Origin of the sequence: Thermodesulfobacterium commune DSM 2178 (genome assembly GCF_000734015.1) — a bacterium.
GTDB classification, from domain to species: domain Bacteria; phylum Desulfobacterota; class Thermodesulfobacteria; order Thermodesulfobacteriales; family Thermodesulfobacteriaceae; genus Thermodesulfobacterium; species Thermodesulfobacterium commune.
Window position 1 is genome coordinate 1,703,292 of the sequence record NZ_CP008796.1, and the last position, 24,445, is coordinate 1,727,736.

Here is a 24,445-nt window from a genome sequence, read left to right on the forward strand (position 1 = left end):
GAGAGGTGGTATGGCTAAGCATGGTAAGAAGTATAGAGAGGCTTTGGCTAAAGTTGATAGAACGAAAAAATATACCTTTGAAGAGGCGGTTAAACTTGCTTTAGATACAGCTTATGCTAATTTTGATGAAACGGTAGAGGTGGCGGTAAAATTGGGAGTTGACCCAAGGCATGCAGACCAAATGGTTAGAGGGTCTGTGGTTTTGCCTCATGGAACAGGAAAAACACCTCGGGTATTAGTTTTTGCTAAAGGAGATAAAGCTAAAGAAGCTTTAGAGGCTGGTGCAGATTATGTAGGTGACGAAGATCTTATTGAAAAAATTCAAAAAGAAAATTGGCTTGAGTTCGATAAAGTAATAGCTACTCCAGATATGATGCCTGCTGTTAGTAAGTTAGGTAAAATCTTAGGGCCAAGAGGTCTTATGCCAAGCTCTAAGACAGGGACAGTAACTTTTGATGTGGCTAAAGCGGTAAAAGACATTAAGGCAGGTAAGGTTGATTTTAAGGTAGATAGAGGTGCGGTGGTTCATGTTCCTGTAGGTAAGGTTTCTTTTGGTGAAAAGAAAATTTTGGAAAACATGGCTGCATTTTTTGAAGCTTTATTAAAGGCTAAGCCTCCTGCAGCCAAGGGACAATATATAAAGAGTATTGCTATCTCTACTACGATGGGCCCTGGCATTAAGGTTGACCCTAACGAGGTAAAAAATTTAATCCAGAGATATTCTGGAGATTAATTTAGAGGTTTGTGCCCCTTGAGGTCCTTCAAGAGCAGGGTATCTCTTGGGGCCAAAGATTAGTAGGTGCCATTTTGGCTTAAATGAGGAAGCTTCCTCAGCCTACTATAGGCGAAAGGGTACCCTTTCAGGTGTTTAAATTTTTTAAGGAGGTATAGAATTGCTTACCCGAGCTCGTAAGGCAGAAATCATTAAAGATGTAAAAGAGAAATTTGTTAAGTCGCAGGGGGTTTTTGTAACTTCTTTTAAAGGATTTACGGTAGCTGAGAGCAATGAAATAAGAAAACTTATCAGGGAAAAGGGAGGCGAATTTAGGGTTATTAAAAATACACTTATCAGGATTGCCTCTGAAAATACAGATTTTAAACCTATAAACGATTATATCGAAGGGCCTACAGCTTTGGTTTTTGCATATCAAGACCCGGTAGAGATTGCTAAGGTTTTAAACGATTTTGTAAAAAAACATCCATCTTTACAAATAAAAGGTTTTGTAATACAGGGCAAAGGTTATAAACCTGAATACATTGAAGATTTAGTTAAACTTCCTCCAAGAGAGGTTTTGTTGGCTCAGGTTCTTGGTACTATACAGGCTCCAGTGTCCAACTTTGTTGGAGTGTTGGCGGCTATTATCAGGAATTTCCTTTATGTGCTTAAGGCTATTGAAGAAAAGAAGGCAAAAGGTGAGTAAAATTTAAAAATAGAAAAAAAGCAAAAGGAGGGATTAGGAAATGCCAGTAACCAAAGAGGAAGTCATCGAGTTTATCGCCAACATGACTGTTTTAGAACTTTCTCAATTCATCAAAGAGTTGGAGGAGAAGTTTGGTGTAACTGCGGCTGCTCCTGTGGCAGCTGTGGCAGCTGTGGGTGCTGTGGCTGGTGCTTCTGCTGAAGCTGCTCCAGCTGAGGAAAAAACAGAATTTGATGTAATTTTGACTGAAGCTGGTGCCAACAAGATTAATGTAATCAAGGTGGTAAGGGAAATTACAGGATTAGGGTTAAAAGAGGCTAAGGATTTAGTTGAAAGTGCGCCCAAGCCAGTAAAAACTGGCGTTAGCAAGAACGAAGCAGAAGAGATTAAGAAAAAATTAGAAGAAGTAGGTGCCAAAGTAGAAATCAAGTAAGCCTTGCATAGTTTAAAACTTTATTTTCTAAAATCTACTTTTTCAAAGGGTTTCCCCTATTTTTGGGGAAACCCTTTTTGTCATTTATAAAAATCCGGGGAGGGGATCATAAAAATGCTAAACAACCAAAGGAATGTATCTATTCGTAAAAGTTTTGCTAAAACAAAACAGATCCAAGAAGTACCTAATCTTTTAAAAATACCTAAGGAATCCTATGAGAAGTTTTTACAGGCCAAAACCCCTCCAGAAAACAGACTAGACGTAGGTATTCATAGGTGTTTTAAATCAGTATTTCCGATAAGAGATTACTCTGAGACAGCGGTTTTAGAATATATAGATTATAAAATTTTAGAACCAGAATATACCCCGGAAGAGGCTAAAGATAAAGGTTTAACCTATGAAGCTCCGATGAAATTAAAGGTAAGGTTGGTAACCTATGACTTAGACCCAGAAACTGGTATAAAGAGTATTAAAGATGTTAAAGAGCAAGAGGTATATTTTGGCACCATTCCTTTGATGACTGAAGACGGAAGGTTTATCATAAATGGGACAGAACGTGCTATTGTCAATCAACTTCAGCGTTCTCCTGGTGTTGTCTTTGAAAAAGAAAAAACTCATGCTAAAGCAGGTAGGTTAACCTATATTGCAAGAGTTATTCCGGTTAAAGGGTCTTGGTTAGACTTTATTTATGATTATAAAGGGAGATTTTTTGTAAGAATAGACAAAAGAAAAAACATTTTAGCTACTGTTTTTCTTAAGGCTATGGGAATGACTGAGGAAGAAATTTTATCTATCTTTTATCCTACAGAGACTTACTTAATCTTAGAGGAAGGTGTAGAAAGAGTTTTAGATTACGAACTTTTAGCAGGCCAAAAAGCAGATTTTGATATCGTTAATCCAGAGACCGGAGAGGTTATCTTAAAAAAAGGCAAGGTTATTACCGCAGGGTTGATAAAAAAACTAAAAAGGTTAGGTATTACCTCTATAAAATTGACTGACGAAGCCCTGATAGGTAAGATTTGTGCTAAAGATGTGGTAGACCCAGCAGGTACTGGTGAGGTTCTTTTAGAGACCAACCAGGAAATAACTAAGGAAAAATTAGATTTACTTAGAGAGAAAGGTATAAACGAGGTAAAAGTTCTTTTTATAGATCCTCATTACTATACTTCTTCTGTGAGAGAGGCTTTAAAAAGTGATAAAGCAAAAAACAGGGAAGAGGCTCTTATCGAAATCTATAGAAAAATGCGTCCTTCAAGCCCTGTAAGTTATGAAGTGGCAGAGGCTTACTTTAGGTCTCTCTTTTTTGACCCTGAGACTTATGACCTTTCAGAAATAGGCCGTTATAAAATCAACCTACGTTTAAACTTAGATATTCCAATTACTCAAAGGGTACTTACTAGGCAAGACGTGATAGCCATTTTAAAGGAATTGATAAGACTTAGGGAAAGAGAGGAAGAAGGAGACGATATAGACAGTCTTTCCAACAGAAGGGTTAGAGCAGTAGGAGAATTGGTAGAAAATCAGTTTCTTATAGGTCTTATGCGGATGGAAAGGGCGATAAAAGAAAAACTCCAACTTCAAGAACTTGAGGAGATAACCCCTGTAGAGCTTATAAACAGCAAGCCTGTTGTGGGTGCGGTAAAAGAATTTTTTGCCCAGGGTCAGCTTTCTCAGTTTATGGACCAAACTAACGTTCTCTCCATGCTTACCCATAAAAGAAGACTTTCTGCTTTAGGACCAGGTGGTTTGACCAGAGAAAGGGCAGGTTTTGAGGTTAGAGACGTTCATCCCAGTCATTATGGAAGGATCTGTCCTATCGAAACCCCTGAAGGTCCAAACATCGGTTTGATTGTTTCTCCTACCACGTTTGCCCAGACCAATCCTTATGGATTTTTAGAAACACCATATAGAATGGTTAAAGATGGTAGGGTTACAGATCAAGTAATTTACTTGAATGCTGCTGAAGAAAAAGATTTGGTTATAGCTCAATCTACTATTAGACTGGATAAACAAGGAAATATTTTGGATGAATATGTTCCTGCCAGAAAAAACGGAGAGTTCGTTATAGCTCATAGGGACGAGGTTGATTTGATAGACCTTATACCTGCTCAGGTGGTTAGTATTTCCAGTTCTTTGATCCCCTTCCTTGAACATGATGACGCTAACCGTGCACTTATGGGATCTAACATGCAACGACAGGCTGTCCCTTTGATAAAAACTAAGGCTCCTTTGGTCGGTTCTGGTATGGAAAAGGTGGTGGCTTTAAACTCAGGTATGGTGGTAGTGGCAGAAGCTGATGGTGTGGTTGAAGATGTAGACAGCACCCGGATAGTGGTAAAATATGATCCTAAAGAAGGAGAGCTTCCTGAAGTAAAAATTTATGAGTTAATTAAATGGAAAAAGTCTAACCAGAATACTTGCTTTTCACAAAGACCTATCGTGAAACCAGGACAGAGGGTTAAAAAAGGAGAGATTTTGGCAGACGGGCCCTCTATTAGCCAAGGAGAATTAGCGTTGGGTAAAGATGTTTTGGTAGCTTTTATGCCTTGGAGAGGTTATAATTTTGAGGACTCTATCATCATTTCTGAAAGGTTGGTGAGAGACGATGTTTTTACCTCTATTCATATAGAGGAGTTTGAATGTGTTGCCAGGGAGACTAAGCTTGGAAGAGAAGAAATTACAAGGGATCTCCCTAACGTAAGTGAAGAACTTTTAACCAATCTTGATGAAAGCGGTATAATAAAAATAGGGAGTTATGTAAAACCTGGAGATATTTTAGTAGGGAAGGTAACCCCTAAAGGAGAGACAACTCTTACTCCTGAGGAAAAACTTTTAAGAGCTATTTTTGGAGAAAAAGCAAAAGATGTAAAAGACACTTCTTTAAGAGTTCCTGCAGGTATAGAAGGTATTGTAATAGATACCAAGATTCTTACCCGAAAAGGTATAGAAAAAGATGCAAGAGCTAAACAAAAGGAAGATGAAACTATAGCTAAACTTTTGAGAAACCAAGCAGCTGTTTTAGAAGTTCTTTTTAGATATACAGTAAACAGATTGGCTTATGTTTTAAATGGAGAGGTAGCTACTGCTGAGCTTGAAAGAGAGGGGCAGGTTTTTATCAACAAGGGAGAGGCTTTGACCTTAGAGAAACTTAAGACTTTGCCTACTTCTCTGTTAACTAAGTTGAAAGATATAGTTCCCTCGGCTAAAAAAGAGGTAGTTTCTGAGATTATAAAAGCTTATGAAAAGAGGAGAAAAGAGATTATAGAAGAGTATGAAACACACATTAATAGGATAAAGAAAGGAGATGAACTGCCCCCTGGTGTTTTAAAGGTGGTGAAGGTTTATGTAGCCATGAAGAGAAAGCTTCAGCCAGGAGATAAGATGGCAGGAAGACATGGAAACAAAGGTGTGGTTTCTAAAATCGTTCCTATCGAGGACATGCCCTATTTGCCTGACGGAACTCCGGTAGATATGATCCTTTCACCTTTAGGTGTTCCTTCTCGTATGAACATAGGTCAGCTTCTTGAAACCCATCTGGGATGGGCTTGTAAGGAGTTAGGTAAGAAGTTAAGCAAATTGGCTCAAGAATATCAGGTAGAAAGTGTAAAGGCGCTTTTAAAAGAGATTTTTTATGAAGACGAATATGAGAAGTTAGTAGAAGGTAAGACTGATGAAGAAATATTAGAGCTTGCTAAAGGTTTTGCGGATGGAATTCCTATTGCTACTCCTGTTTTTGCAGGGGCTAAGGAGGAAGAGATTAAAAAGTGGTTGTCTTTAGCTGGGTTAAATGAAAGTGGAACTACTGTTCTTTATAATGGTATGACAGGAGAACCTTTCTCTGAACCGGTAACCGTAGGTTATATGTATATGTTAAAACTTCATCACTTGGTTGATGATAAGATCCATGCTCGTTCTACTGGGCCTTACTCCTTAATAACCCAGCAACCCCTTGGAGGAAAATCTCAGTTCGGTGGGCAGAGATTGGGAGAGATGGAAGTCTGGGCTATAGAGGCTTATGGAGCTGCTTATACTCTTCATGAGTTCCTTACGGTTAAAAGTGACGATGTAGAAGGACGTACCAAGATGTATGAAAAACTGGTTAAAGGTAAAAACTTCTTAGAAGGAGGTATGCCTGAAAGCTTTAAGGTGTTAACCAAAGAGTTACAAGGTCTTTGCCTTGATATAGAAACTATAGAAGAATAAAAAACAAAAGGGGGTGTTTATATAATGAAAGAACTCCTTTCTATTTTAGAAAAACCTAAAGATGTAATGAAAATAAGGGCATTAAAAATAGGATTAGCCTCTCCTGAAAAAATAAGAGAATGGAGCTACGGAGAGGTTAAAAAACCAGAGACGATTAACTATAGGACTTTGAAGCCTGAAAAGGATGGTTTATTTTGTGCTAAAATTTTTGGTCCTATTAGGGATTATGAGTGTCTTTGTGGTAAGTATCGCGGAATGAAACATAGAGGGGTTATCTGTGAGAAGTGCGGGGTTGAGGTTATCCAGAGCAAGGTTAGAAGAGAAAGAATGGGACATATTGAGTTGGCTGCACCGGTAGCTCATATTTGGTATTTAAGAAGTATTCCCTCTAAAATAGGTCTTTTACTCAACATGACACTTAAAGAAGTAGAATCTATTCTTTATTTAGAAAGATATGTAGTCATAGAAAGTCAAGTAGAAGAATTTCCTGTGGGTACCATTCTTACTGAAGATAAATACTCCGCTTTAAAAGAGATGTATGGAGACCAGATAGTAGCTGATACAGGGGCTTCAGCTATTTATGAGCTTTTAAGAAACATAGACCTTGACAAACTTATTCAGGACATCCAGATAGAACTTCAAACCACCCACAGTGAGGCTCGCAGAAAGAAACTTGGTAAAAGACTTCAGATAGCTAGAGCATTTAAACAGTCAGGTAATAGGCCTGAATGGATGATTTTAAAGGTTATACCAGTTATTCCACCTGAGTTGAGGCCTTTAGTACCTTTAGAGGGAGGTAGATTTGCTACCTCAGACTTAAACGACCTTTACAGAAGGGTTATCAACCGTAACGTGAGACTTAAAAAGTTGATAGACCTTGATGCTCCTGAAATAATTTTGAAAAACGAAAAGAGGATGTTACAAGAGGCTGTTGATGCCCTTTTTGATAACGGAAGAAGAGGACGTCCTGTGATGGGGCCTAATAGAAGGCCTTTAAAAAGTCTTTCTGATATTCTTAAGGGTAAACAAGGCAGATTTAGACAGAATCTTTTAGGTAAAAGAGTGGATTTTTCAGGTAGGTCTGTTATTACCGCAGGTCCTGAGTTACGAATGTATCAGTGTGGTTTGCCTAAGAAGATGGCTTTAGAACTTTTTAAACCCTATATTTATGGTTGGTTAGAAAAGCATGGATATGCTACCAACATCAAAACCGCTAAAAGGTTGGTGGAAGAGGAACATCCTGCAGTTTGGGATGCCCTTGATGAGATCGTAAAAGAATATCCGGTAATGTTAAACCGTGCTCCTACTTTGCATAGGTTAGGTATTCAGGCCTTTGAACCAGTGTTGATAGACACAAAGGCCATCCAGCTACATCCACTGGTCTGTGTAGCTTATAACGCTGACTTTGACGGAGACCAGATGGCTGTGCATGTTCCGCTTTCGGTAGAGGCGCAGATAGAAAATAGAGTTCTTATTCTTTCAACCAACAACATCCTTCTTCCTGCAAACGGTATTCCTGTAGTTTATCCTACCCAAGATATGGTTTTAGGAATTTACTACATGACGTTAGAACGTCCTTTTGCGAAGGGAGAAGGTAAAGTTTTTAGAGATAAAGATGAGGTGATCCTTGCATATCAGACAGGAGCTGTCCATCTACAAGCGAAGATAAAGGTAAGGATTGATGGTAAACTTTTAGATACAACGGTAGGTAGAGTCCTGTTTTCGACCATCGTTCCCGAAGAGATTCCTTTTGAAGAGTATAATAAACCATTGACCAAAAAAGAGCTTCAAAAGTTGATAGACATTTCTTATCGTAGAGCAGGTATTAAGAAAACAGTAATTTTTGCGGATAAATTAAAAGATTTGGGGTTTGCACAAGCTACTGAAGCTGCTCTTTCTATTTCTGTGGATTATCTTACCATTCCTAAGAAAAAAGCGGAAATTTTGGCTGAGGCAGATAGAAAGATTGCAGAGATCTGGGAGCAGTATAGAGAAGGTTTGATCACCGAGAGTGAAAGGTATAACAAAGCAATAGATATATGGTCTAATGCTACTGAGCGTGTTACTGAAGAGATGATTAAAGAAATGGAAACCAAGGAATATATCGGGCCTAACGGAGAGAAAGTGATAGGTCCCAGCTTTAACCCAGTCTACATCATGGCCTTTTCTGGAGCTCGTGGTTCTAAAGATCAGATAAGGCAGCTTGCTGGTATGAGAGGTTTGATGGCTAAACCCTCTGGAGAAATTATTGAAACACCGATTAAAAGTAATTTCAGAGAAGGGCTTTCAGTTTTGGAATACTTTGTGTCTACCCATGGAGCCCGTAAAGGACTTGCAGACACAGCTTTAAAAACCGCTAATGCCGGATATTTAACAAGAAAATTAGTAGATGTTGCTCAAGACTGTGTGGTAACTGAAGAAGATTGTGGAACCATAGATGGTATAGAGGTAGGTCATCTTATTGAGGCAGGTGAGATTATCGAACCTGTTTGGGATAGAGTGTTGGGAAGGGTTGCCTTAGAAGATATTTTAGACCCTATTACAGGAGAGGTATTGATCGAAGCTAATCAAGAAATAGATGAAGAAGGGGTTAAAAAGCTTAAAGAAGCAGGAATAGAGAAGGTCATGATAAGGTCTGTGCTTACCTGTGAGGCAAAGCATGGAGTTTGTAGAAAGTGTTATGGAAGAGACCTTGCTACTGGAAAGTTGGTGGAAATAGGAGAAGCCGTAGGGATTATTGCCGCTCAGTCTATTGGAGAACCTGGAACTCAGCTTACGATGAGAACCTTCCACATCGGAGGTGCGGTAGGTAAGGCTTTAGAACAAAGCGAACACAGAGCTCAGTCAAGAGGTTTGATAAAGTTTCTTAATTTAAGACTGGTTAGAAGGGAAGATGGTACTTTAGTGGCTTTAAACAGACAAGGAGAGATTGCTATCGTGTCTCCTGACGGTAGGATTTTAGAAAAATATCCAGTCACCTATGGTGCTAAGATTAAAGTAGAAGAAGGTCAAGAGGTAAAACCTGGAGACCTCTTGGTAGAATGGGATCCTTATACCACACCTATCATCGCCGAAGTTTCTGGAAGGGTAAAGTTTGGAGATATCATAGACGGGGTAACGGTTGATGAAAAGATAGACGTAACCACCGGTAGAGCAAGTATTATCGTAAGAGACTACAAACTTACCGACTATAGACCAAGGATTTCTATCAAAGATGAGAAAGGAAGAACCATCGACCTTCCAGACGGAAGAGGTAAAGCCAGATATGAGCTACCGGTAGGAGCTATCATCAGCGTTCAAGAAGGAGAGATGGTAAAGGCAGGAGATATCATCGCAAGAATTCCTCGAGAAACTTTGAAAGCTAAAGACATTACCGGAGGTCTTCCTAAGGTTACCGATTTATTTGAAGCACGTAAACCTAAAGAGTATGCTACTATCACTGAGATCGATGGAACGGTAGTGTTTGAAAAAGAAGCCAGAGGTAAGAAAAAGATAGTTATTCAACCTGAGGTAGGAGAGCCTTTAGAGTACTATATCTCTAAAGGTAAACATATTTTGGTAAGAGAAGGCGATGTGGTTAAAGCTGGAGATCCTTTGGTGGAAGGTTCTCCTAACCCTCACGATATCCTAAAAGTTAAAGGAGTTAAAGGGGTTGCAAGGTTTTTGGTTGAAGAGATTCAGGAAGTTTACAGACTTCAAGGTGTTAAGATAAACGACAAACACTTTGAGGTTATCGTAAAACAGATGCTTAAAAAAGTGAAAATAAAAGACCCAGGCGATACCAATTTTATGATCGGTGAGTATGTGGATAAGGTTAAGTTTGAAGAGGAAAACGAAAAAATCATAGCTACTGGAGGTAAACCAGCAGTAGCCGAACCTGTAATCCTTGGTATAACAAAAGCAGCCTTGCTTACTGATTCCTGGTTGTCTGCTGCCTCCTTCCAGGAAACTACGAGAGTTCTTACCGAGGCCTCTATTGCCGGTAAGGTAGACTATCTAAAGGGACTAAAAGAAAACGTAATCATTGGAAGGTTAATTCCTGCAGGGACAGGAAGGATTGTTTACGAAGAAAAAGGATGGCTGTAAGACCAAATAGACTTTAAATAAAAAAGGGAGGGTTTCAAAAACCCTCCCTTTTTTATTTGTTTTTAAAGGATTGAATTTTTGAGCTTACTTTTTAAGTCCTATTTTCTGAAGCAAAATCTGATATCTGTTAAAATCTGTTCTTTTAAGATAGTTTAAAAGAGCCCTTCTCTGACCGATCAACTTCATAAGACCTCTTCTTGAATGAAAGTCTTTGCGATGAGTTTTTAGGTGTTCCTCCAGTTGTTTTATCCTTGCGGTTAGCAAGGCAATCTGAACCTCTGGAGAACCTGTGTCGTTGGGGTGACGCTGGAAAGTTTGGATGATCTCTTGCTTTAACTCCGGGTCTAAAGGCATACACTCAACCTCCTTTTTGTATTTTTAAGCCTGGGGAAGGCTTATTCCACCCCCAAGCAGTTATCTTAAATATAACTGATTTTTGAAAAAATACAAACCTAAGTTTGGCCTATCGCCCTCTTGTCTAAAATTTTTTTAGCAGTAATGTTAATTTAATGTTGAAAAAATTTTTTAATGATATTTTATGAGGTTTTTATTTTGATATTTCAATTCTGTTTGTTATGGTTTTTATTAAAATAGAGAGGTGCAAAGATGTTTAAAAGAGGAATCTGGGTTTTGGTTCTTCTAATCTTGATAAACTTGATTTTTGTATCATGGGCTCTTGCTAAGAGGGAGGTAAGGTCAGAATTGTTAAAAACTGAAGGAGTTTATGTAATCAACGTGGTAACGGGATCTCCAGCCGCTAAAGCAGGATTAAACCCAGGAGATATCATTTTAACGATTAACAACCAGCCGGTTTCTGTAGAAAACATAAAAACTCTTGTCTTATCAGGGACTCTCAGTGGGAACAACCCCAACATCGTGATGTCAGTTTTAAGAAACGGCAAGATTTTTAATGTTTCTACCCATGTACACCCGGAAAATCCAAACTTAGGGGTTGTGGTTAGAGCTCCTCAGGAAATAAAAAGAGTTTCTTCTGATAGTTATTCAGGGCAGAGGTTGATAGAAAAGGCAAACAAAAAAGTGGAGGTTTATGAAGTTTCTGAAAAAGATAGTTTATTTACCAAAGTTTCTTCTATCAACGTTTTAGACGCAGTTTTCATAGATAAAAACACCGGAGAGATTACGTTTGTTGGACATTATGATGACAGGTATAAAACTGGTCCTCTACCTTATTTTCAGATATTAGACGAGGCTTTGAAATATCCCTATCCATCTTTTTCTTTAGACCCAACCCCAAACACAGAAAGGGCGTTAAAAGAGATAAAAAATATTTTTGATAAAGAGATCTCAAGGGTTAGTAGAGACCCAAGTTATGGGACTAACTGGTTGTCAAGTATTTTTAAAGAGATTTTATATTCTGATAACCAGCTGCCAGAAAAACAGATACTTTTAGCAAGGCTTAAGAAATTTTCTATAACCCCAGAGGAATTTAATGCTTATCTTAGGTGGGATCCAAAATCAAAAAATTGGAGGTTTGACAGCAAAGAGCAGCTTGAGATGTATTTTAATCTGCAAAGTTTTTTCATTAAAGTCTTTAAGGCGTTAGGATTTGAGGGTAAGTATGGGCAGGCTGTGGTGGAATGGTGGGGATTTCAGAAGTTTGCAGAAGCGTATGGTATGGAAAATGCGGGACACTGGTTTAGACAAGTTTACGAAACAATGGGACTTATAGAGGATTTTGAAAAAATAAGGACTTTGTTTAATACCGGTCAGATAGATAATTGGGAAGCCACTCGGAGATTACTATTTCTTTTTTACGTAAACCTTTTTAAAGGTATTGGGGTAGACGAACATACCATAAATGATCTATTAAGAAGAGCCCCAAAAACAGGCAAAATAGACTTAGAACTAAGCGAATTTGCTAATAAAAGAGTAGAAAAAATCCAATCAGAGTTCCTTATAGATTTTTTAATAAATAACCTTGTTTTAAGTGATACTTTTCTAAAAAAGCGTTTTAGACTGCCGGCGATTGAAGTTAAGCCTACTTACTATAACCTTCCCTCGGATACATATATGGCTAAAATTTTCTTTTATGCAGACTATACTTTAAAATACTTAACCACAATAAACCCTGAGACAGCGACTCTTAAAGATTTTGATCCTTTTGTGGCTTACCTCAGTAAAAAAGCTGAGGAAAAGGGAAAAGGCAAAGAGTTTCAGATGATGCAAAGTGGTTTTGATAGATACTGGCTTTTTCCTGGGAGAGTTGAGTTAAAGGTTAGTCAAGATAAATCAGCGATTTATTTTGGGAAATCTGAGGTTAAAATTGGTAGTGAAAGTCTATCTTCAGGTATGCCTTCTTGGTATAATGAGATCTTAAAAGAATATTCACAAACATTAACAGAAAGATACGAAGAATTTGCTCAGATATTTCCTTCTCTTCATACTATGCGAGAGGTTCAGAAGATAATAGCTTTAGCCAGATGGATTCATGTCAATGGTCTTAAGGTAACCTTGCCGCATTACCAAAAAGTAGAGTTAGAAAGCCTTGATGGGGTTACTGGAACTACAGTAGCCGCCTTTTATTCTTCAAAAACAAGAGATACCTTTTCCTTTTTTGTTGAAAACCATGGAGGAGGTATAGACTATACTGAAAAAAGTAATGCTTGGATACAGGGAAAGTATATAGAAACCAAAGATGCACTTCATCAGCTTGCAGCAAGCTCAGCTTTAGCTGAAAAGGCTGTAGCTTCAGCCCTTGCAGGCGACCTTGAGGCTGCCAGAGCCCTTGCTGAAAAAAGTGCTCAAGCTATGGTTGGTCATATCGACCTTGGGAGCTTAGGGATTAAAATACCTCCTACAGTTAGTCCTAAACTTAGTTCTTTACCAGTAGGCTCTCAAGGAGTTTTTACTCAAAAAACTTTAGAAGTCGTCGGGGCTAATCTTGATGAATATGTGAAATTGAAAAAAGATTTAAAGGTAGCAGAAGGTTATAAAGATGTTGACCCAGAAAAGTACCAGCAAATTTTAACTGAGGCTAAGGTTAAAGAAGCTAAGATAAAAGAGTCCTTGCAAAAACTTAACGAACTTTTAAACAGTTATAGAAATAACCCGTTAGATTACAAGAGAATAGAACAGGAATTGGTTCAATTAAACCCCAAAAAACCTTCTTTCATAGATGTAGCAGCTTTAAAGCCTAAACCTGAAGATTTAAAACCTAAGACTGAAAAGGATAAACAAATCAAGAAAGAAAGACTTTTGCCTGATGAGCGTAAACTTAGAGAAGAGTTGGCAGACCTAAGACATAAACTTGAGCTTGCGAAAACCAACTTAGACCAGTTAACCAAGATTATCATGGAAAATACTAAAGAGTTTGAAAGGTGGAGGGAAAAGACTGAAAGGGCTATTTCAAGCAGTGAAGCCAGATTTAAAGAAGTTATGTTAGATATGATCCAGGAAAACATTTTTGAAAATATAAAATATGAATTTTCTAAATATCCAAATAGGGTAAAAGAAATTGAAAAATTTCAACAACTTTTGGATACTAAAGATTTTACAGATTGGGCCTCGATGGATCCCAAAACCTGGGAAGATATAGCAGAAGGATTGGTTAAAGCAGTAAATGCCCTCCCTGGTATAGGAGATTACACCAAGAAATTGACCAAAACTTTATATCATTTGGTTAATACTGGGTATGATGTAACCACGATCTTTATCCATTGGAAGAAGATGAAAGAGTTTGAAAAGAACTTAGATCTATACTTTAAGGCTGTAGCTACACAAAAAGAATATATGGCTAAGACTATAAAGCGTATAAAGGAAATAGAAGAGGAGTTGGAAAAACTTGCTAAAGCTAAAGAAAACCCTCAGCTATAAGTTAGATTATGCGAAAGCCCACTTTAGCCTTGACTTTTGTTGAAGGTTTATTATACTTCTAAACATAGCTTATAACTAAAGATCGATGGGGAGCCCTTATGAAAAGGGTACATGTTTATATCTCTGGTAAGGTACAAGGAGTTTATTTTAGAGCTTATACAGAAGAAGAAGCTTTAAGACTTGGGGTAAAAGGTTGGGTGAGAAACCTTCCTGACGGAAGGGTTGAGGCGGTATTTGAAGGCGAAGACGAGGCAGTCGATCAGATGGTAGCCTGGTGTCATCGAGGCTCTCCTTATGCTAAGGTGACTCACGTAGAGGTGATAGAAGAGCCTTATAAAGGTGAATTTACTGATTTTAGGATAAGACGTTAATGATCGATGTAGACAGATTAGTTTTAGAATTTCAAACCCTTCTTTCTATAGAAAGTCCTTCGAAAAAAGAAGGAAAACTTGCTCATTATCTGGCAGACATCTTTGAGGCTCTTGGATATCGTTGTTTTTTTGATAAGTCTGCAGAAAATACCGGTTCAGAGGTAGGAAATCTTATCGTTAAAATCCCTGGAATGATCCCAGCTCCTCCTATATTTTTTTGTGCTCACCTTGATACAGTAGGTCCTTGTGAAAATCCTAAGATTATTTTTGAAAACGGGGTTTTTAAAACTGACGGGAGGACCATCCTCGGGGCTGACGATAAATCAGGTATAGCTATCTTGATAGAATTAGCCAGAGTTCTTAGAGAAAACCGATTCCCCCATCCGCCTTTAGAGTTTATTTTTACCACCTGCGAAGAGATAGGGTTGTTAGGTGCTAAGTTTCTTGATTTAGAATTGATAGATGCTAAAGAAGGATATGTTTTAGACAGTGAAAATCCAGAGGTAGTAACCATCGGCGCCCCATCTTCCTATAAATTTAAGATTAAGGTTAAAGGAAAAGCTGCCCATGCAGGTCTTGAACCAGAAAAAGGGGTAAATGCTATTCACGTGTTATCAAAACTGATAGCTGAGTTAAATCCCGGGAGAATAGACCAAGAAAGTACGATGAACATAGGTATTATCTCAGGGGGTAAATACGTTAACATAGTGCCAGAAACTGCAGAGGCAGAAGGAGAGATAAGAAGTCATAACGCAAAGACCTTAGAAAGTATGATTCAACAGATAGAAGACCTTTGTGCAAAGGTAGAAAAAGGTTATCAACCTAAAATAGATGATTTACCTAAGGTTTCTGTAAGGTTTGAAAAACTATATCAAGCTTTTTTAATCCTTCCTGATGACCCTATTTTACAACCTATAAAACAAGCCGGGGAAAAGTTAGGAATAAGTCTCTCCTTTATAAAGAAGGAGGGAGGGTCAGACGCTAACATTTTTAACGAGAGAGGGAAAAAAGCGGTAATTTTAGGCACAGGGATGCAAAAGGTTCATACCACAGAAGAGTTCATCAGGGTAAAAGACCTGGTAAAAGCCACCCAAATTGTTGTTGAGATCGTAAAGGCCAAGGGTGAGTCTTTTAAATAAAGTTCTCGATTTTTTCTTTCCAGAGTTTTGTGAAGTCTGCAACCATCATCTTAAACCTCAAGAAGTATTTGTTTGTAGGCGATGTTTAAACACACTACCTTTTTTAAAGCTTTATTGCCAAAGATGTGGAAGTTTGGTATCTGAAAGCCTGCTTGAAAAAGGTATAGATAGGATAGAATATTGCTCCTATTGTTCCCAAAAAAACTTTTATTTTGATAGAGTTTTTGCCCTTTTTCAGTATAAGGAACCTGTTTCTGAGTGGCTGGTGAGGATAAAGTTTGCTCAAGATTTTAGGTTGGCTTTTGCCCTGGGAAAACTGATAAGGGGATTTTTTTCTTTCTTACTTAGCGATGTTGATATGATCCTCCCTGTTCCTCTTTCTATTGAGCGGTTAAGAGAACGAGGGTTCAACCAAAGTGCTCTTTTAGCCTGGGGTTTCCTTGGAAGAAAACCCTTTTCAGAAGCTATATTCAGGGTTAAATGTACCAAACCTCAAACCGAGCTTACCGGTAAAGAACGTTGGGAAAACGTAAAAGGAGCCTTTTTAGCCAAAGATTGGATAAAAGAGAAAAAGGTTCTTCTTATAGACGATGTAATGACTACAGGTGCTACGGTAAACGAAGCAGCTAAAGCTTTAAAGATGAAAGGAGCAAAAGAGGTATACGTGTTGGTGGTAGCAAGAAATCAGTTGCTGTAAAGGGGAAAAGATGCTAAACATTTCTTTAGTTCAAATAAAACCAACCTCCGATTTAAAACAAAACGTAGAGACCATTAAAGAGCTTTTAACCAAGGCTAAAGGAAATTTAGTGGTTTTTCCTGAATTAGCCCTTACTGGATATGATGTAGATTTAAAAAGTTTAAACCAAGAAAAAGTTTTATCTTTTCTCTTAGAAATAACACAGGTTTTATCAAACGATAAGGTAGTTCTCCTTGGAGCTCCTTGGTATGATGAAGATAGAATTTTTAATGCAGTTTATCGTTTAACTAGAGATAAGGTAGAACCTTTAGCCCAAAAATTCCTTCTTTTCCCAGGATTAGACGAGCCTTTTACCCCTGGTGTAGGTACGAGAATTTTTGAATTAGCAGGTTTTTCTTTAGGGGTGTTGATTTGTTTTGAACTTAGGTCTCCTGAGTTTGCCAGAGACCTTATAAAGGCAGGTGCAGACATTCTTTTGGTGTTTGCTCTTTGGCCTGTAGAAAGGATGAAACACTGGTTGAATCTAAGCTGGGCAAGGGCTGTTGAAAATCAAACTTATCTGGTTGGGGTCAACGGATGTGGGTTTTCTTTGGTGGTTTCTCCTGAAGGGGAGGTTTTAACTCAGCTTACGGATAAACAACCAGAGGTCTTTGAGTTTGTGTTGCCAGAAAGGTTTAATCCTCTTATCTATCCGCTTAAAACCCCATTTTTCCCCCAAAAAAACAAGCTTAAAACCCTTGAAGAACTGAAAAGACATGTGGCTAAAAGAAGGGCTAAGGGTCAAAAGATGGTTTTTACCAACGGATGTTTTGACCTTCTTCATGCCGGCCATGTAGACTATCTCGAAAAGGCACGGTCTTTAGGAGATTTTTTAGTCATAGGGTTAAACAGCGACCTTTCAGTAAGAAAAATTAAAGGACCAGAAAGACCAGTTAACCCTCAGGAATTTAGAGCCAGGGTCCTCTCTGGTCTTGAATGTGTGGATTATATAGTTCTCTTTGATGAAGAAACCCCAGAAAGGCTTATAAAGGAGCTAAAACCCGATTTTTTAGTAAAAGGATCAGACTGGAAAGAAGACCAGATTGTAGGTGCAGATTTTGTGAAAAGTTATGGAGGAAAAGTTATACGTATCGATTTTTCTTATCAAGTTTCTACTACAGGATTAATAGGTAAGATTAAGCAATCTCATTAAGGAGAGTACCTACCATAGCTCTTGCGATCTCTCTGTTAGAGACGTTATAAGTCCCGGCCTCGATTTGAGCTTTAATTTGAGCAACCTTTTCTTCTCTTATCTCAGGAAGTTGAGAAGCCCTTTTAACAGCTTTTTCTATTAAGTTTTGAGAAGAAAGCTCTACCACCGCAGGAGAAGCCTCCTTAGCCTTTGCTTCGCCTTCCTTTGGTTTAACCTCTGAAGAAACTACCTCTTCTCTTTTTTTAGCCTCTTTTAAGTTCTTAAGATTTTCAACGTTTACCCCTAAAAAGTCGTTGATTTTCATTAAATATCACCTCGCTTTTTACGGTTTATATTTTATATCGGAACAAGTTGGTATTTCTTTAGTCATTTTTTATTATATAATAAACATAAAAAATTTTTTGTCAAACTTTTTAACTAAAAATCTTTTGGGCTCTGATAAACACCTCAATTTTTTAAAAGTTATGGACAAAAAAACTTTTAGTTTGAAGATAAAAAACAGGTTTTTAAAAGTTTTTTTATTTTTGTTGATAACCTTATTGATGACAAGCTCAGGTTACGCTTTAACACTTTTGATAGACAAGGGAGAAAGAACCTTAAAGGTTTTAGAGAATCAGAAAATACAAAAAGTTTATCCTGTAGGGTTGGGGTTAGAGAGCCTACTTCCTAAGGAAAAAAGGGGGGACTTTTTAACCCCAGAAGGCCTTTATAAGATAACTGACATAAGACCTTCTAAAAGCTTTGGTTATTTTATAGAAATAAACTATCCTAACTTAAACGACCTTGGATGGGCATATTACAAAGGGTTTATTTCTAAAGAACAGTTGGTCGTGTATTTGGAAACCTTTTTAGCTAATGGTAAAGTAGAACATACGCCTTTAGGAAGTAAGATAGGAATACATGGGGGTGGTGTTTATAAGAAAGAAAAGGGGAAGAAGGATTATTTTTGGACTCAAGGGTGTATTGCTTTGGAGGATAGAGATCTGAGGGACCTTTTAACTAGGATTTCTGAAGGGCAAAAGGTAGTTATCTTAAACTCACGAAAGCCTCTTTATGAAATATTAAAGAAACTAATTTATCCTGTTAGGATTAAGCCTTTGGATTTTTTGGAAGGTGAGTTATATTTAAAATTAAATGATTATGTATTTTTAACCTTTGCCCTTAGAGAAACCTATCAAGGAGCTCGGTATTTAGAGATAAAAAAATGGGTGCAAGGGGAACTTAAAGAACAGATAAGGAGTGACGAGTTTGGTAAGGTTAATCGAGAAGCCCAACTTAAAAACATCCTTTTAGAAAATTTAGAAAATTTATTAAATCCTTATAAAAATCTGGAGTTTTAGCTATGGTTGAGGTAATAAAAACCATCCCTGAGATGAAGGCCAAGGTTAAAGAGCTAAAAAAACAAGGGTATAAAATAGGTTTTGTACCTACGATGGGTTATCTGCATGAAGGCCATCTTTCTTTGGTAAGAAAGGCCAAATCCCTTGCGGATAAAGTAGTAGTAAGCATTTTTGTTAATCCTTTACAGTTTGGCCCAAGAGAAGATTTTAGAGAATATCCAAGGGATTTAGAACGCGATTTAAGCTTGTTAGAAAAGGAAAATGTAGACGTGGTTTTTGTACCTTCAGAAGAAGAAATGTATCCCTCGGATTATCAAACCTATGTAGAGGTAGTAAACCTGACTGATAAGTTGTGTGGAGCTTTTAGACCAGGACATTTTAAAGGAGTTACCACGGTTGTGTTAAAGCTTTTTAACATCATACAGCCTGATATAGCCGTTTTTGGAGAAAAGGATTATCAACAACTTTTGGTTATAAAACAGATGGTAAAAGACTTAAACCTTGATATAGAAATTGTTGGTAGCCCTACTGTAAGAGAGCCAGATGGACTTGCGATGAGTTCAAGAAACATTTATCTATCTCCTAAGGAAAGAGAATCTGCGGTAAGTTTAAACCGGGCGCTTGAACTTGCTGAAAAATTAGTAAAAGAAGGAGAAAAAAATCCTGAGAAAATAAAGAAAACCCTTTTTGAATTCTTAAGAATGCATCCTTACTTAATAGTTCAGTATATAGAGATCGTAGACCCAGAGACTTTGGACCCGGTAGAAGTAATAGAAAAACCTGTGGTTTGTGCGATCGCTGCTTATGTAGGGAAGGCAAGACTTATAGATAATAGATTGATAAAACCTTAAATCCGAGGATAGGTGATGCTGATAAAACTGCTAAAAAGTAAAATTCATTTAGCCACGATAACTGATAAAAATTTGCTATATGAAGGTTCGTTAACCTTAGATAAAGAACTTATCAAAAAAGCTAATCTTAGACCTTTTGAAGCTGTATGGATTTACAATATTAACAACGGGATCAGGTTTGAAACCTATCTTATAGAGGGAGAAAAAGGCGAGGTGGTTTTAAACGGAGCAGCCGCAAGGTTAGGCGAGATCGGAGATAGGATTATCATAGCCTCTTATGCTTGGGTCCCTGAAAATGAGTTAGAAAGCTTTTATACCACTTTAGTTTATTTAGACGAAAAAAATCAGGTCTTAAATCTTAAAAAGGTTTCTTCTTATTGAAACTCGTGAGTGAAAAAAGACTGAGGATCTATCCTGTAAGCCTTGGTTGTGCCAAAAACAAGGCTGATTTTGAAAAGTTACTTGCCCTGTTGATTAAACAAGGGGCAGAAATAGTTCTTGTTCCTGAAGAAGCAACCCACTTTTGGGTTAATACCTGTGCTTTTATTAAACCGGCGGTAGAAGAATCGTTAGAACATATTTTTGATTTAGGGGAGATTAAAAAACAAGGGCAAGCCCTTATAGTTTCTGGTTGTCTAACAGGAAGATACGGGGCAGAAAAGTTAAAAGAACTTTTACCTGAGGTAGACGAATTTTACGGGATAGAACCTTATCAGTATTTTGCTAAACAAGAGCCGTATGAAAGAATACTAACAGAAAATCCCTTTTATGCCTTTTTAAAGATCTCAGAAGGTTGTAATAGAAACTGTGCTTATTGTACCATCCCTCAGATAAGAGGGCGTCTAAAAAGTAAGCCTGTAGATTTATTGCTAAAGGAAGCCGAGTTTTTACTTACCCTTGGGGTAAAGGAACTTATCTTGGTAGCTCAGGACATAACTTCTTATGGTTTAGACCTAAAACCAAAAGTAGATTTAGTAAATCTGGTTAAAACCCTGAGTAAACTTCCTTTTGAGTTTAGGATAAGGTTACTTTATCTTTATCCTGTGCCTAACCTAAAAAGATTGCTAGAAGATCTTTTATCCATACCTAAGGTAGTTCCTTATTTTGACCTCCCTATCCAGCATGCTCATCCAGAGATTTTAAAAGCCATGAGAAGGCCTAATCACATAGAGTCTTTGGCAGAAACTATATTTTATCTTAGAACGGTAATCCCAGAGGTTGCGTTCAGGACTACGGTGATGGTTGGTTTTCCTGGGGAAGGAGAAAAAGAGTTTGAGTTCCTTTGTAATTTTTTACAAGAGATTGAGTTTGATTACTTAGGGGTATTCCCTTTTTATCCTGAAGAAGGTACCTTAGCTGAAAAACTTCCAGCTAAGGTCCCTTACAGAGAAAGGTTAAGAAGAAGACGGGAAGTTTTGAGACTACAGAAAGAGATTTCTAAAAAAAGGTTAAAGTTAAGAAAAGGGAAGGAAGAAGAGGTGCTTTTGTTAGGGGAAGATGAAAAAGGAAGATTTTGGGGGATATCTAAAGCTCAAGCCCCTGAGGTAGACGGTATCACTTATCTTCTTTTGCCTAAAGGCTCAAAACTTAATTTAACTCCAGGAGAATTAATCAAAGGAAAGGTAAAAAAGTCAACCACCTATGATTTATATGTTGAGCCTATTATAAAATAAACTTTGCCAACTCTTGATCTTGTATAATATTTTCTAATTTTTCTCTTACATATTCTGGGGTGATTACTACTCTAGTAGGTGCGATATCTGGGGCCTCAAAAGAAATGTCTTCTAAAACTTTTTCCATTACGGTATAAAGTCTTCTTGCACCGATGTTTTCCATCTTTTGATTAAGTTCAAAGGCAACTTTAGCAATTTCTTCTATAGCTTCTGGAGTAAAATCTATCTCTACTTGTTCAGTAGCTAACAGGGCTTTGTATTGTTTGATGATAGCATTTTCAGTTTCAGTAAGGATTCGGATAAAATCTTCTTTGGTTAAAGGATCCAATTCTACTCTAATAGGAAACCTACCCTGAAGTTCTGGTATCAAATCCGAAGGTTTAGCGATATGGAAGGCTCCACTTCCGATGAAGAGAATGTAATCTGTTCTTACCATTCCATACTTGGTGTTAACCGTGGTTCCTTCTACGATGGGGAGTAAGTCTCTTTGAACCCCTTCCCTTGAAACATCAGGGCCATGCCCTTCTCCTCGACTTGCAATCTTGTCTATTTCATCTATAAAGATGATGCCGTTTGTCTCCGTCCTTCTTATGGCTTCCTTTATTACCTTGTCCATGTCTATAAGCTTAGCTGCTTCTTCTTTGGTTAAAATCTCTAAGGCTTCTTTCACCTTTACTTTTCTTTTTTTAGGTTTAAACGGTAAAATGGTAGAAAGCATATCTCTAAGTTGCATTTCTATTTCTTCTAACCCTGAGGCTGCAAAGATTTCTATGGTAGGAGGTTTTTGGGAGGCCTCAACTTCAATTTCTACATACCTGTCATTTAAAACCCCATCTCTTAGCATTTTAAGAAATTTTTCCCTGGTGAGAGGGTCATATTCTACCTTTGAAGAAATAGGAGGTATAAGAAGATCTACCAACCTTTCTTCTGCTAAAGTTTTTGCCTTTTCTAAAACCTTTTTCTCTTCCTCTTCTCTTACCATTTTAACAGCTATATGGACTAAATCTCTTATCATCGATTCTACGTCTCTACCTACATAACCTACTTCAGTAAACTTGGTGGCCTCTACTTTTAGAAAGGGAGCGTTAGAAAGTTTGGCTAACCTTCTTGCTATCTCTGTTTTTCCAACCCCTGTAGGCCCGATCATCAAGATATTTTTAGGATAGATCTCTTCTTTTAAATCTTCCTTTAACTGTTGTCTTCTCCAGCGGTTACGCATAGCTATGGCAACAGCCTTTTTTGCCCTATCTTGTCCTACGATATACCTGTTAAGCTCTGCTACGATTTCTCTTGGAGTAAACTCTTTTGGCTCATTCATAGCTCTTCAACCGTTATTTCTGAATTGGTGTAGATACAGATTTCTCCTGCGATTTTGATGGCTGTTTCTGCAATTTCTTTGGCAGAAAGCTCAGAATATCTTAGCAAGGCTTTGGCTGCTGCTAAGGCCATCGGACCACCTGAACCTATGGCAACCACCTCTTCGTCTGGCTCTACCACATCTCCTGCCCCTGAGATGAGGAGGATGTGCTCTTTATCGCAAGCTATAAGAAAGGCTTCAAGCCTTCTTAAAATTTTATCTGTCCTCCAATCTTTAGCAAGCTCAACCGCAGCTCTTAAAAGCTGTCCTCCATAAGCTTCAAGCTTTTTTTCTAACCTCTCAAACAGGGTTAAAGCATCTGCCGTAGACCCCGCAAAACCAACCACCACGTTACCTTTATAGAGTTTTCTTATTTTTTTGGCCTTGTGCTTTAAGATGGTATTGCCAAAAGTGACCTGACCGTCCCCTGCTATGGCTACTTTGCCGTCTTTTTTTACCGCTATCACAGTTGTCCCATGAAACATGTATCTATTTATACCACAAAAACTAAAATTAAAAAGTCCTTATATAAATTATAGTTTGTTTGCCTTTAAACTTCTAAGGTTTCAAAGTTAGGTTACATAAAAGGGTTAAGGGGGTATAGTGATTATATGACAAAAGGGTCTTCTATCACTAAGACCTTAGCTCCTTTTATCTTACCTTCTTTAAGTTCAAAAAGGGCCTTGGGAGCTTCATAAAAAGGATAACCTATAACGTCTGGCTTAAGTTTTAACCTTTTAGCAAGAGACAAAAACTCTTCAAGGTCTTGACAGGTGATGTTAGCCACAGACTTTATCTCTTTTTCAAGCCACAGGTCTCTTCCATAATCAAGAAAAAGAAGTTTTTCTTTGTCTTGCTCTTCCTTGCGGATGGCATTTATGATAAACCTTCCGTTTGGTTTTAGATGCTTGAGGAGAAGTAAAGGGCGCCAGACTGGAGTGGTATCGATTATGGCTTTAAGACCTTCAGGTGGAGTATCTTCAAAGTCTCCTGCCCAATCTGCACCAAGACTCAGTGCATGTTCTCTTTGTTTAGGGTTTCTGGCAAATACATAGGTTTTGACTTTAGGAAATAGGGCTTTTACCAGTTTTAGGACTAAATGGTTTGAGGCTCCAAAACCAGAAAGCCCTAAGGTTTCTCCTTCTTCACCTTTTAGCTGAGTAAGCTTTAGAGCTCTATATCCGATAGCCCCTGCACAAAATAAAGGTGCAGCTTCCATAAGTGTTAACCCCTCAGGGATGGCGAAGGCAAAAGTTTCTTTTATCTTAAAATATTCTGCATACCCTCCATTAACGTCTTTACCTGTAGCTTTGAATTCTTGACAAAGGTTCTCTAAGCCTCTTTCACAATATTCACACCTTTGGCAAGAACTATAAATCCAACCAGCTCCTACTTTATCTCCTATCTTAAATTTTTCCACTTTTGGCCCTACCTCAACTACCTCTCCCACTATTTGGTGCCCTGGAACAACAGGTAAAATGTCTGGTGTGGCTCGCCCTTCAATTTCGTCAAGCTCTGTATGGCAAATCCCACAAAAGTAGACCTTAACCAAAATTTCGTCCTCCTCAACCTCTGGAACAGGAAGTTCAACCAGCTTTAAAGAATCGGGTGAGAGGAGCCCAACCTTATCGATTACCCAGGCCTTCATCTTTTTTCCCTTCTCCATATCCAACCTCCGTAATCTATGCGTTGTTTTTAAGAATAATATGAAAACTTAGATAATAAAGAGAAGAAAAATCCTTTAAAACAAACATAAAATTATAGTTTTTTTAATCTCATTAAACTTGACAAGGTAATATTTTATGTTATACAAATTTTAAAAATAAACATTTTTACAAAAACTTTTAA

Annotated in this window: 19 protein-coding genes; 14 read left to right on the forward strand and 5 right to left on the reverse strand. The window is 37.8% G+C overall.

Features of this window, described 5'->3' with window-relative positions; translation table 11 throughout:
* The first annotated feature begins 10 nt into the window (after nt 1-10).
* The 5 genes from rplA to rpoC all read left to right on the forward strand — a co-directional run bounded on the left by rplA (nt 11) and on the right by rpoC (nt 10,143).
* Complete coding sequence (gene rplA / locus HL41_RS08595) at nt 11-733, forward strand: 50S ribosomal protein L1 (protein WP_038061936.1); 723 nt, start codon at nt 11-13, stop codon at nt 731-733.
* Between the two features lie 160 nt (nt 734-893).
* Nucleotides 894-1,421, forward strand: coding sequence for a 50S ribosomal protein L10 (rplJ, locus tag HL41_RS08600; RefSeq protein ID WP_038061939.1), 528 nt, complete (start codon nt 894-896; stop codon nt 1,419-1,421).
* Nucleotides 1,422-1,461: 40 nt separating this feature from the next.
* A complete protein-coding gene (gene rplL / locus HL41_RS08605; RefSeq protein ID WP_038061942.1) occupies nt 1,462-1,854 on the forward strand; it encodes a 50S ribosomal protein L7/L12 in 393 nt (130 codons plus the stop codon).
* Nucleotides 1,855-1,968: 114 nt separating this feature from the next.
* The gene (gene rpoB / locus HL41_RS08610) at nt 1,969-6,057 is read left to right on the forward strand and encodes a DNA-directed RNA polymerase subunit beta (protein WP_038061945.1); all 4,089 of its coding nucleotides are present in this window, start codon (nt 1,969-1,971) and stop codon (nt 6,055-6,057) included.
* Between the two features lie 24 nt (nt 6,058-6,081).
* A complete protein-coding gene (gene rpoC, locus HL41_RS08615; protein WP_038061948.1) occupies nt 6,082-10,143 on the forward strand; it encodes a DNA-directed RNA polymerase subunit beta' in 4,062 nt (1,353 codons plus the stop codon).
* A gap of 84 nt (nt 10,144-10,227) precedes the next feature.
* Here rpoC and rpsO read toward each other — a convergent pair whose 3' ends face one another.
* A complete protein-coding gene (rpsO, locus tag HL41_RS08620; protein ID WP_038061951.1) occupies nt 10,228-10,497 on the reverse strand; it encodes a 30S ribosomal protein S15 in 270 nt (89 codons plus the stop codon).
* A 252-nt stretch (nt 10,498-10,749) separates the two neighbouring features.
* On the opposite strand from rpsO, the gene HL41_RS08625 reads away from it, so the two are divergent.
* From HL41_RS08625 to rfaE2, 5 genes are all read left to right on the forward strand, one after another.
* Nucleotides 10,750-13,977: a PDZ domain-containing protein gene (locus HL41_RS08625; protein ID WP_038061954.1), complete on the forward strand. Its 3,228-nt coding sequence runs from the start codon at nt 10,750-10,752 to the stop codon at nt 13,975-13,977.
* A 98-nt stretch (nt 13,978-14,075) separates the two neighbouring features.
* Nucleotides 14,076-14,348, forward strand: coding sequence for an acylphosphatase (locus tag HL41_RS08630; protein ID WP_038061960.1), 273 nt, complete (start codon nt 14,076-14,078; stop codon nt 14,346-14,348).
* A complete protein-coding gene (locus HL41_RS08635; protein ID WP_038061962.1) occupies nt 14,348-15,487 on the forward strand; it encodes a M20/M25/M40 family metallo-hydrolase in 1,140 nt (379 codons plus the stop codon). The genes HL41_RS08630 and HL41_RS08635 overlap by 1 nt, the downstream gene beginning before the upstream one ends.
* Entirely contained in the window at nt 15,471-16,184 is a 714-nt protein-coding gene (locus HL41_RS08640; protein WP_038061965.1) for a ComF family protein, read from the forward strand. The genes HL41_RS08635 and HL41_RS08640 overlap by 17 nt, the downstream gene beginning before the upstream one ends.
* 10 nt (nt 16,185-16,194) lie before the next feature.
* Nucleotides 16,195-17,376 carry a D-glycero-beta-D-manno-heptose 1-phosphate adenylyltransferase gene (rfaE2, locus tag HL41_RS09360; protein ID WP_081856520.1) on the forward strand — a complete coding sequence of 394 codons (1,182 nt, stop codon included), beginning with the start codon at nt 16,195-16,197 and terminating at the stop codon, nt 17,374-17,376.
* On the opposite strand, the gene flgM is transcribed toward rfaE2, so the two are convergent.
* Nucleotides 17,360-17,680, reverse strand: a complete 321-nt coding sequence (flgM, locus tag HL41_RS08650) for a flagellar biosynthesis anti-sigma factor FlgM (protein WP_038061968.1) — start codon at nt 17,678-17,680, stop codon at nt 17,360-17,362. The two genes, rfaE2 and flgM, sit on opposite strands and share 17 nt — an antisense overlap.
* A 160-nt stretch (nt 17,681-17,840) precedes the next feature.
* Here flgM and HL41_RS08655 point away from each other — a divergent pair, with 160 nt between their 5' ends.
* Genes HL41_RS08655 through rimO form a run of 4 tightly spaced genes read left to right on the forward strand, consistent with a single transcriptional unit; the run spans nt 17,841 to nt 21,240 of the window.
* Nucleotides 17,841-18,716 (forward strand): L,D-transpeptidase family protein, encoded by an 876-nt coding sequence (locus HL41_RS08655; protein WP_144241991.1) that lies wholly within the window; start codon nt 17,841-17,843, stop codon nt 18,714-18,716.
* Between the two features lie 2 nt (nt 18,717-18,718).
* Nucleotides 18,719-19,567, forward strand: a complete 849-nt coding sequence (gene panC / locus HL41_RS08660; protein ID WP_038061974.1) for a pantoate--beta-alanine ligase — start codon at nt 18,719-18,721, stop codon at nt 19,565-19,567.
* A 15-nt stretch (nt 19,568-19,582) separates the two neighbouring features.
* Nucleotides 19,583-19,948 carry an aspartate 1-decarboxylase gene (panD, locus tag HL41_RS08665; RefSeq protein ID WP_038061977.1) on the forward strand — a complete coding sequence of 122 codons (366 nt, stop codon included), beginning with the start codon at nt 19,583-19,585 and terminating at the stop codon, nt 19,946-19,948.
* 5 nt (nt 19,949-19,953) lie between these two features.
* Nucleotides 19,954-21,240 carry a 30S ribosomal protein S12 methylthiotransferase RimO gene (rimO, locus tag HL41_RS08670; RefSeq protein ID WP_169740798.1) on the forward strand — a complete coding sequence of 429 codons (1,287 nt, stop codon included), beginning with the start codon at nt 19,954-19,956 and terminating at the stop codon, nt 21,238-21,240.
* Here the strand turns inward: rimO and hslU are convergent.
* The 3 genes from hslU to HL41_RS08685 all read right to left on the reverse strand — a co-directional run bounded on the left by hslU (nt 21,230) and on the right by HL41_RS08685 (nt 24,245).
* Nucleotides 21,230-22,558: an ATP-dependent protease ATPase subunit HslU gene (hslU, locus tag HL41_RS08675; RefSeq protein ID WP_038061980.1), complete on the reverse strand. Its 1,329-nt coding sequence runs from the start codon at nt 22,556-22,558 to the stop codon at nt 21,230-21,232. The two genes, rimO and hslU, sit on opposite strands and share 11 nt — an antisense overlap.
* On the reverse strand, nt 22,555-23,082 hold the full coding sequence (gene hslV, locus HL41_RS08680; RefSeq protein ID WP_038061983.1) for an ATP-dependent protease subunit HslV: 528 nt from the start codon (nt 23,080-23,082) through the stop codon (nt 22,555-22,557). The genes hslU and hslV overlap by 4 nt, the downstream gene beginning before the upstream one ends.
* A 122-nt stretch (nt 23,083-23,204) precedes the next feature.
* Entirely contained in the window at nt 23,205-24,245 is a 1,041-nt protein-coding gene (locus tag HL41_RS08685) for an alcohol dehydrogenase catalytic domain-containing protein (RefSeq protein ID WP_038062018.1), read from the reverse strand.
* Nucleotides 24,246-24,445 lie beyond the last annotated feature (200 nt).

Coding starts and splice junctions, on each gene's coding strand:
- rfaE2 (WP_081856520.1), top strand. CDS start 16,195: ATGCTAAACATTTCTTTAGTTCAAATAAAACCAACCTCCGATTTAAAA.
- hslV (WP_038061983.1), bottom strand. CDS start 23,082: ATGTTTCATGGGACAACTGTGATAGCGGTAAAAAAAGACGGCAAAGTA.
- rpoB (WP_038061945.1), top strand. CDS start 1,969: ATGCTAAACAACCAAAGGAATGTATCTATTCGTAAAAGTTTTGCTAAA.
- HL41_RS08630 (WP_038061960.1), top strand. CDS start 14,076: ATGAAAAGGGTACATGTTTATATCTCTGGTAAGGTACAAGGAGTTTAT.
- panD (WP_038061977.1), top strand. CDS start 19,583: ATGCTGATAAAACTGCTAAAAAGTAAAATTCATTTAGCCACGATAACT.
- rplA (WP_038061936.1), top strand. CDS start 11: ATGGCTAAGCATGGTAAGAAGTATAGAGAGGCTTTGGCTAAAGTTGAT.
- rpsO (WP_038061951.1), bottom strand. CDS start 10,497: ATGCCTTTAGACCCGGAGTTAAAGCAAGAGATCATCCAAACTTTCCAG.
- HL41_RS08655 (WP_144241991.1), top strand. CDS start 17,841: ATGGACAAAAAAACTTTTAGTTTGAAGATAAAAAACAGGTTTTTAAAA.
- HL41_RS08625 (WP_038061954.1), top strand. CDS start 10,750: ATGTTTAAAAGAGGAATCTGGGTTTTGGTTCTTCTAATCTTGATAAAC.
- HL41_RS08685 (WP_038062018.1), bottom strand. CDS start 24,245: ATGAAGGCCTGGGTAATCGATAAGGTTGGGCTCCTCTCACCCGATTCT.
- hslU (WP_038061980.1), bottom strand. CDS start 22,558: ATGAATGAGCCAAAAGAGTTTACTCCAAGAGAAATCGTAGCAGAGCTT.
- rplL (WP_038061942.1), top strand. CDS start 1,462: ATGCCAGTAACCAAAGAGGAAGTCATCGAGTTTATCGCCAACATGACT.
- rpoC (WP_038061948.1), top strand. CDS start 6,082: ATGAAAGAACTCCTTTCTATTTTAGAAAAACCTAAAGATGTAATGAAA.
- flgM (WP_038061968.1), bottom strand. CDS start 17,680: ATGAAAATCAACGACTTTTTAGGGGTAAACGTTGAAAATCTTAAGAAC.
- panC (WP_038061974.1), top strand. CDS start 18,719: ATGGTTGAGGTAATAAAAACCATCCCTGAGATGAAGGCCAAGGTTAAA.
- HL41_RS08635 (WP_038061962.1), top strand. CDS start 14,348: ATGATCGATGTAGACAGATTAGTTTTAGAATTTCAAACCCTTCTTTCT.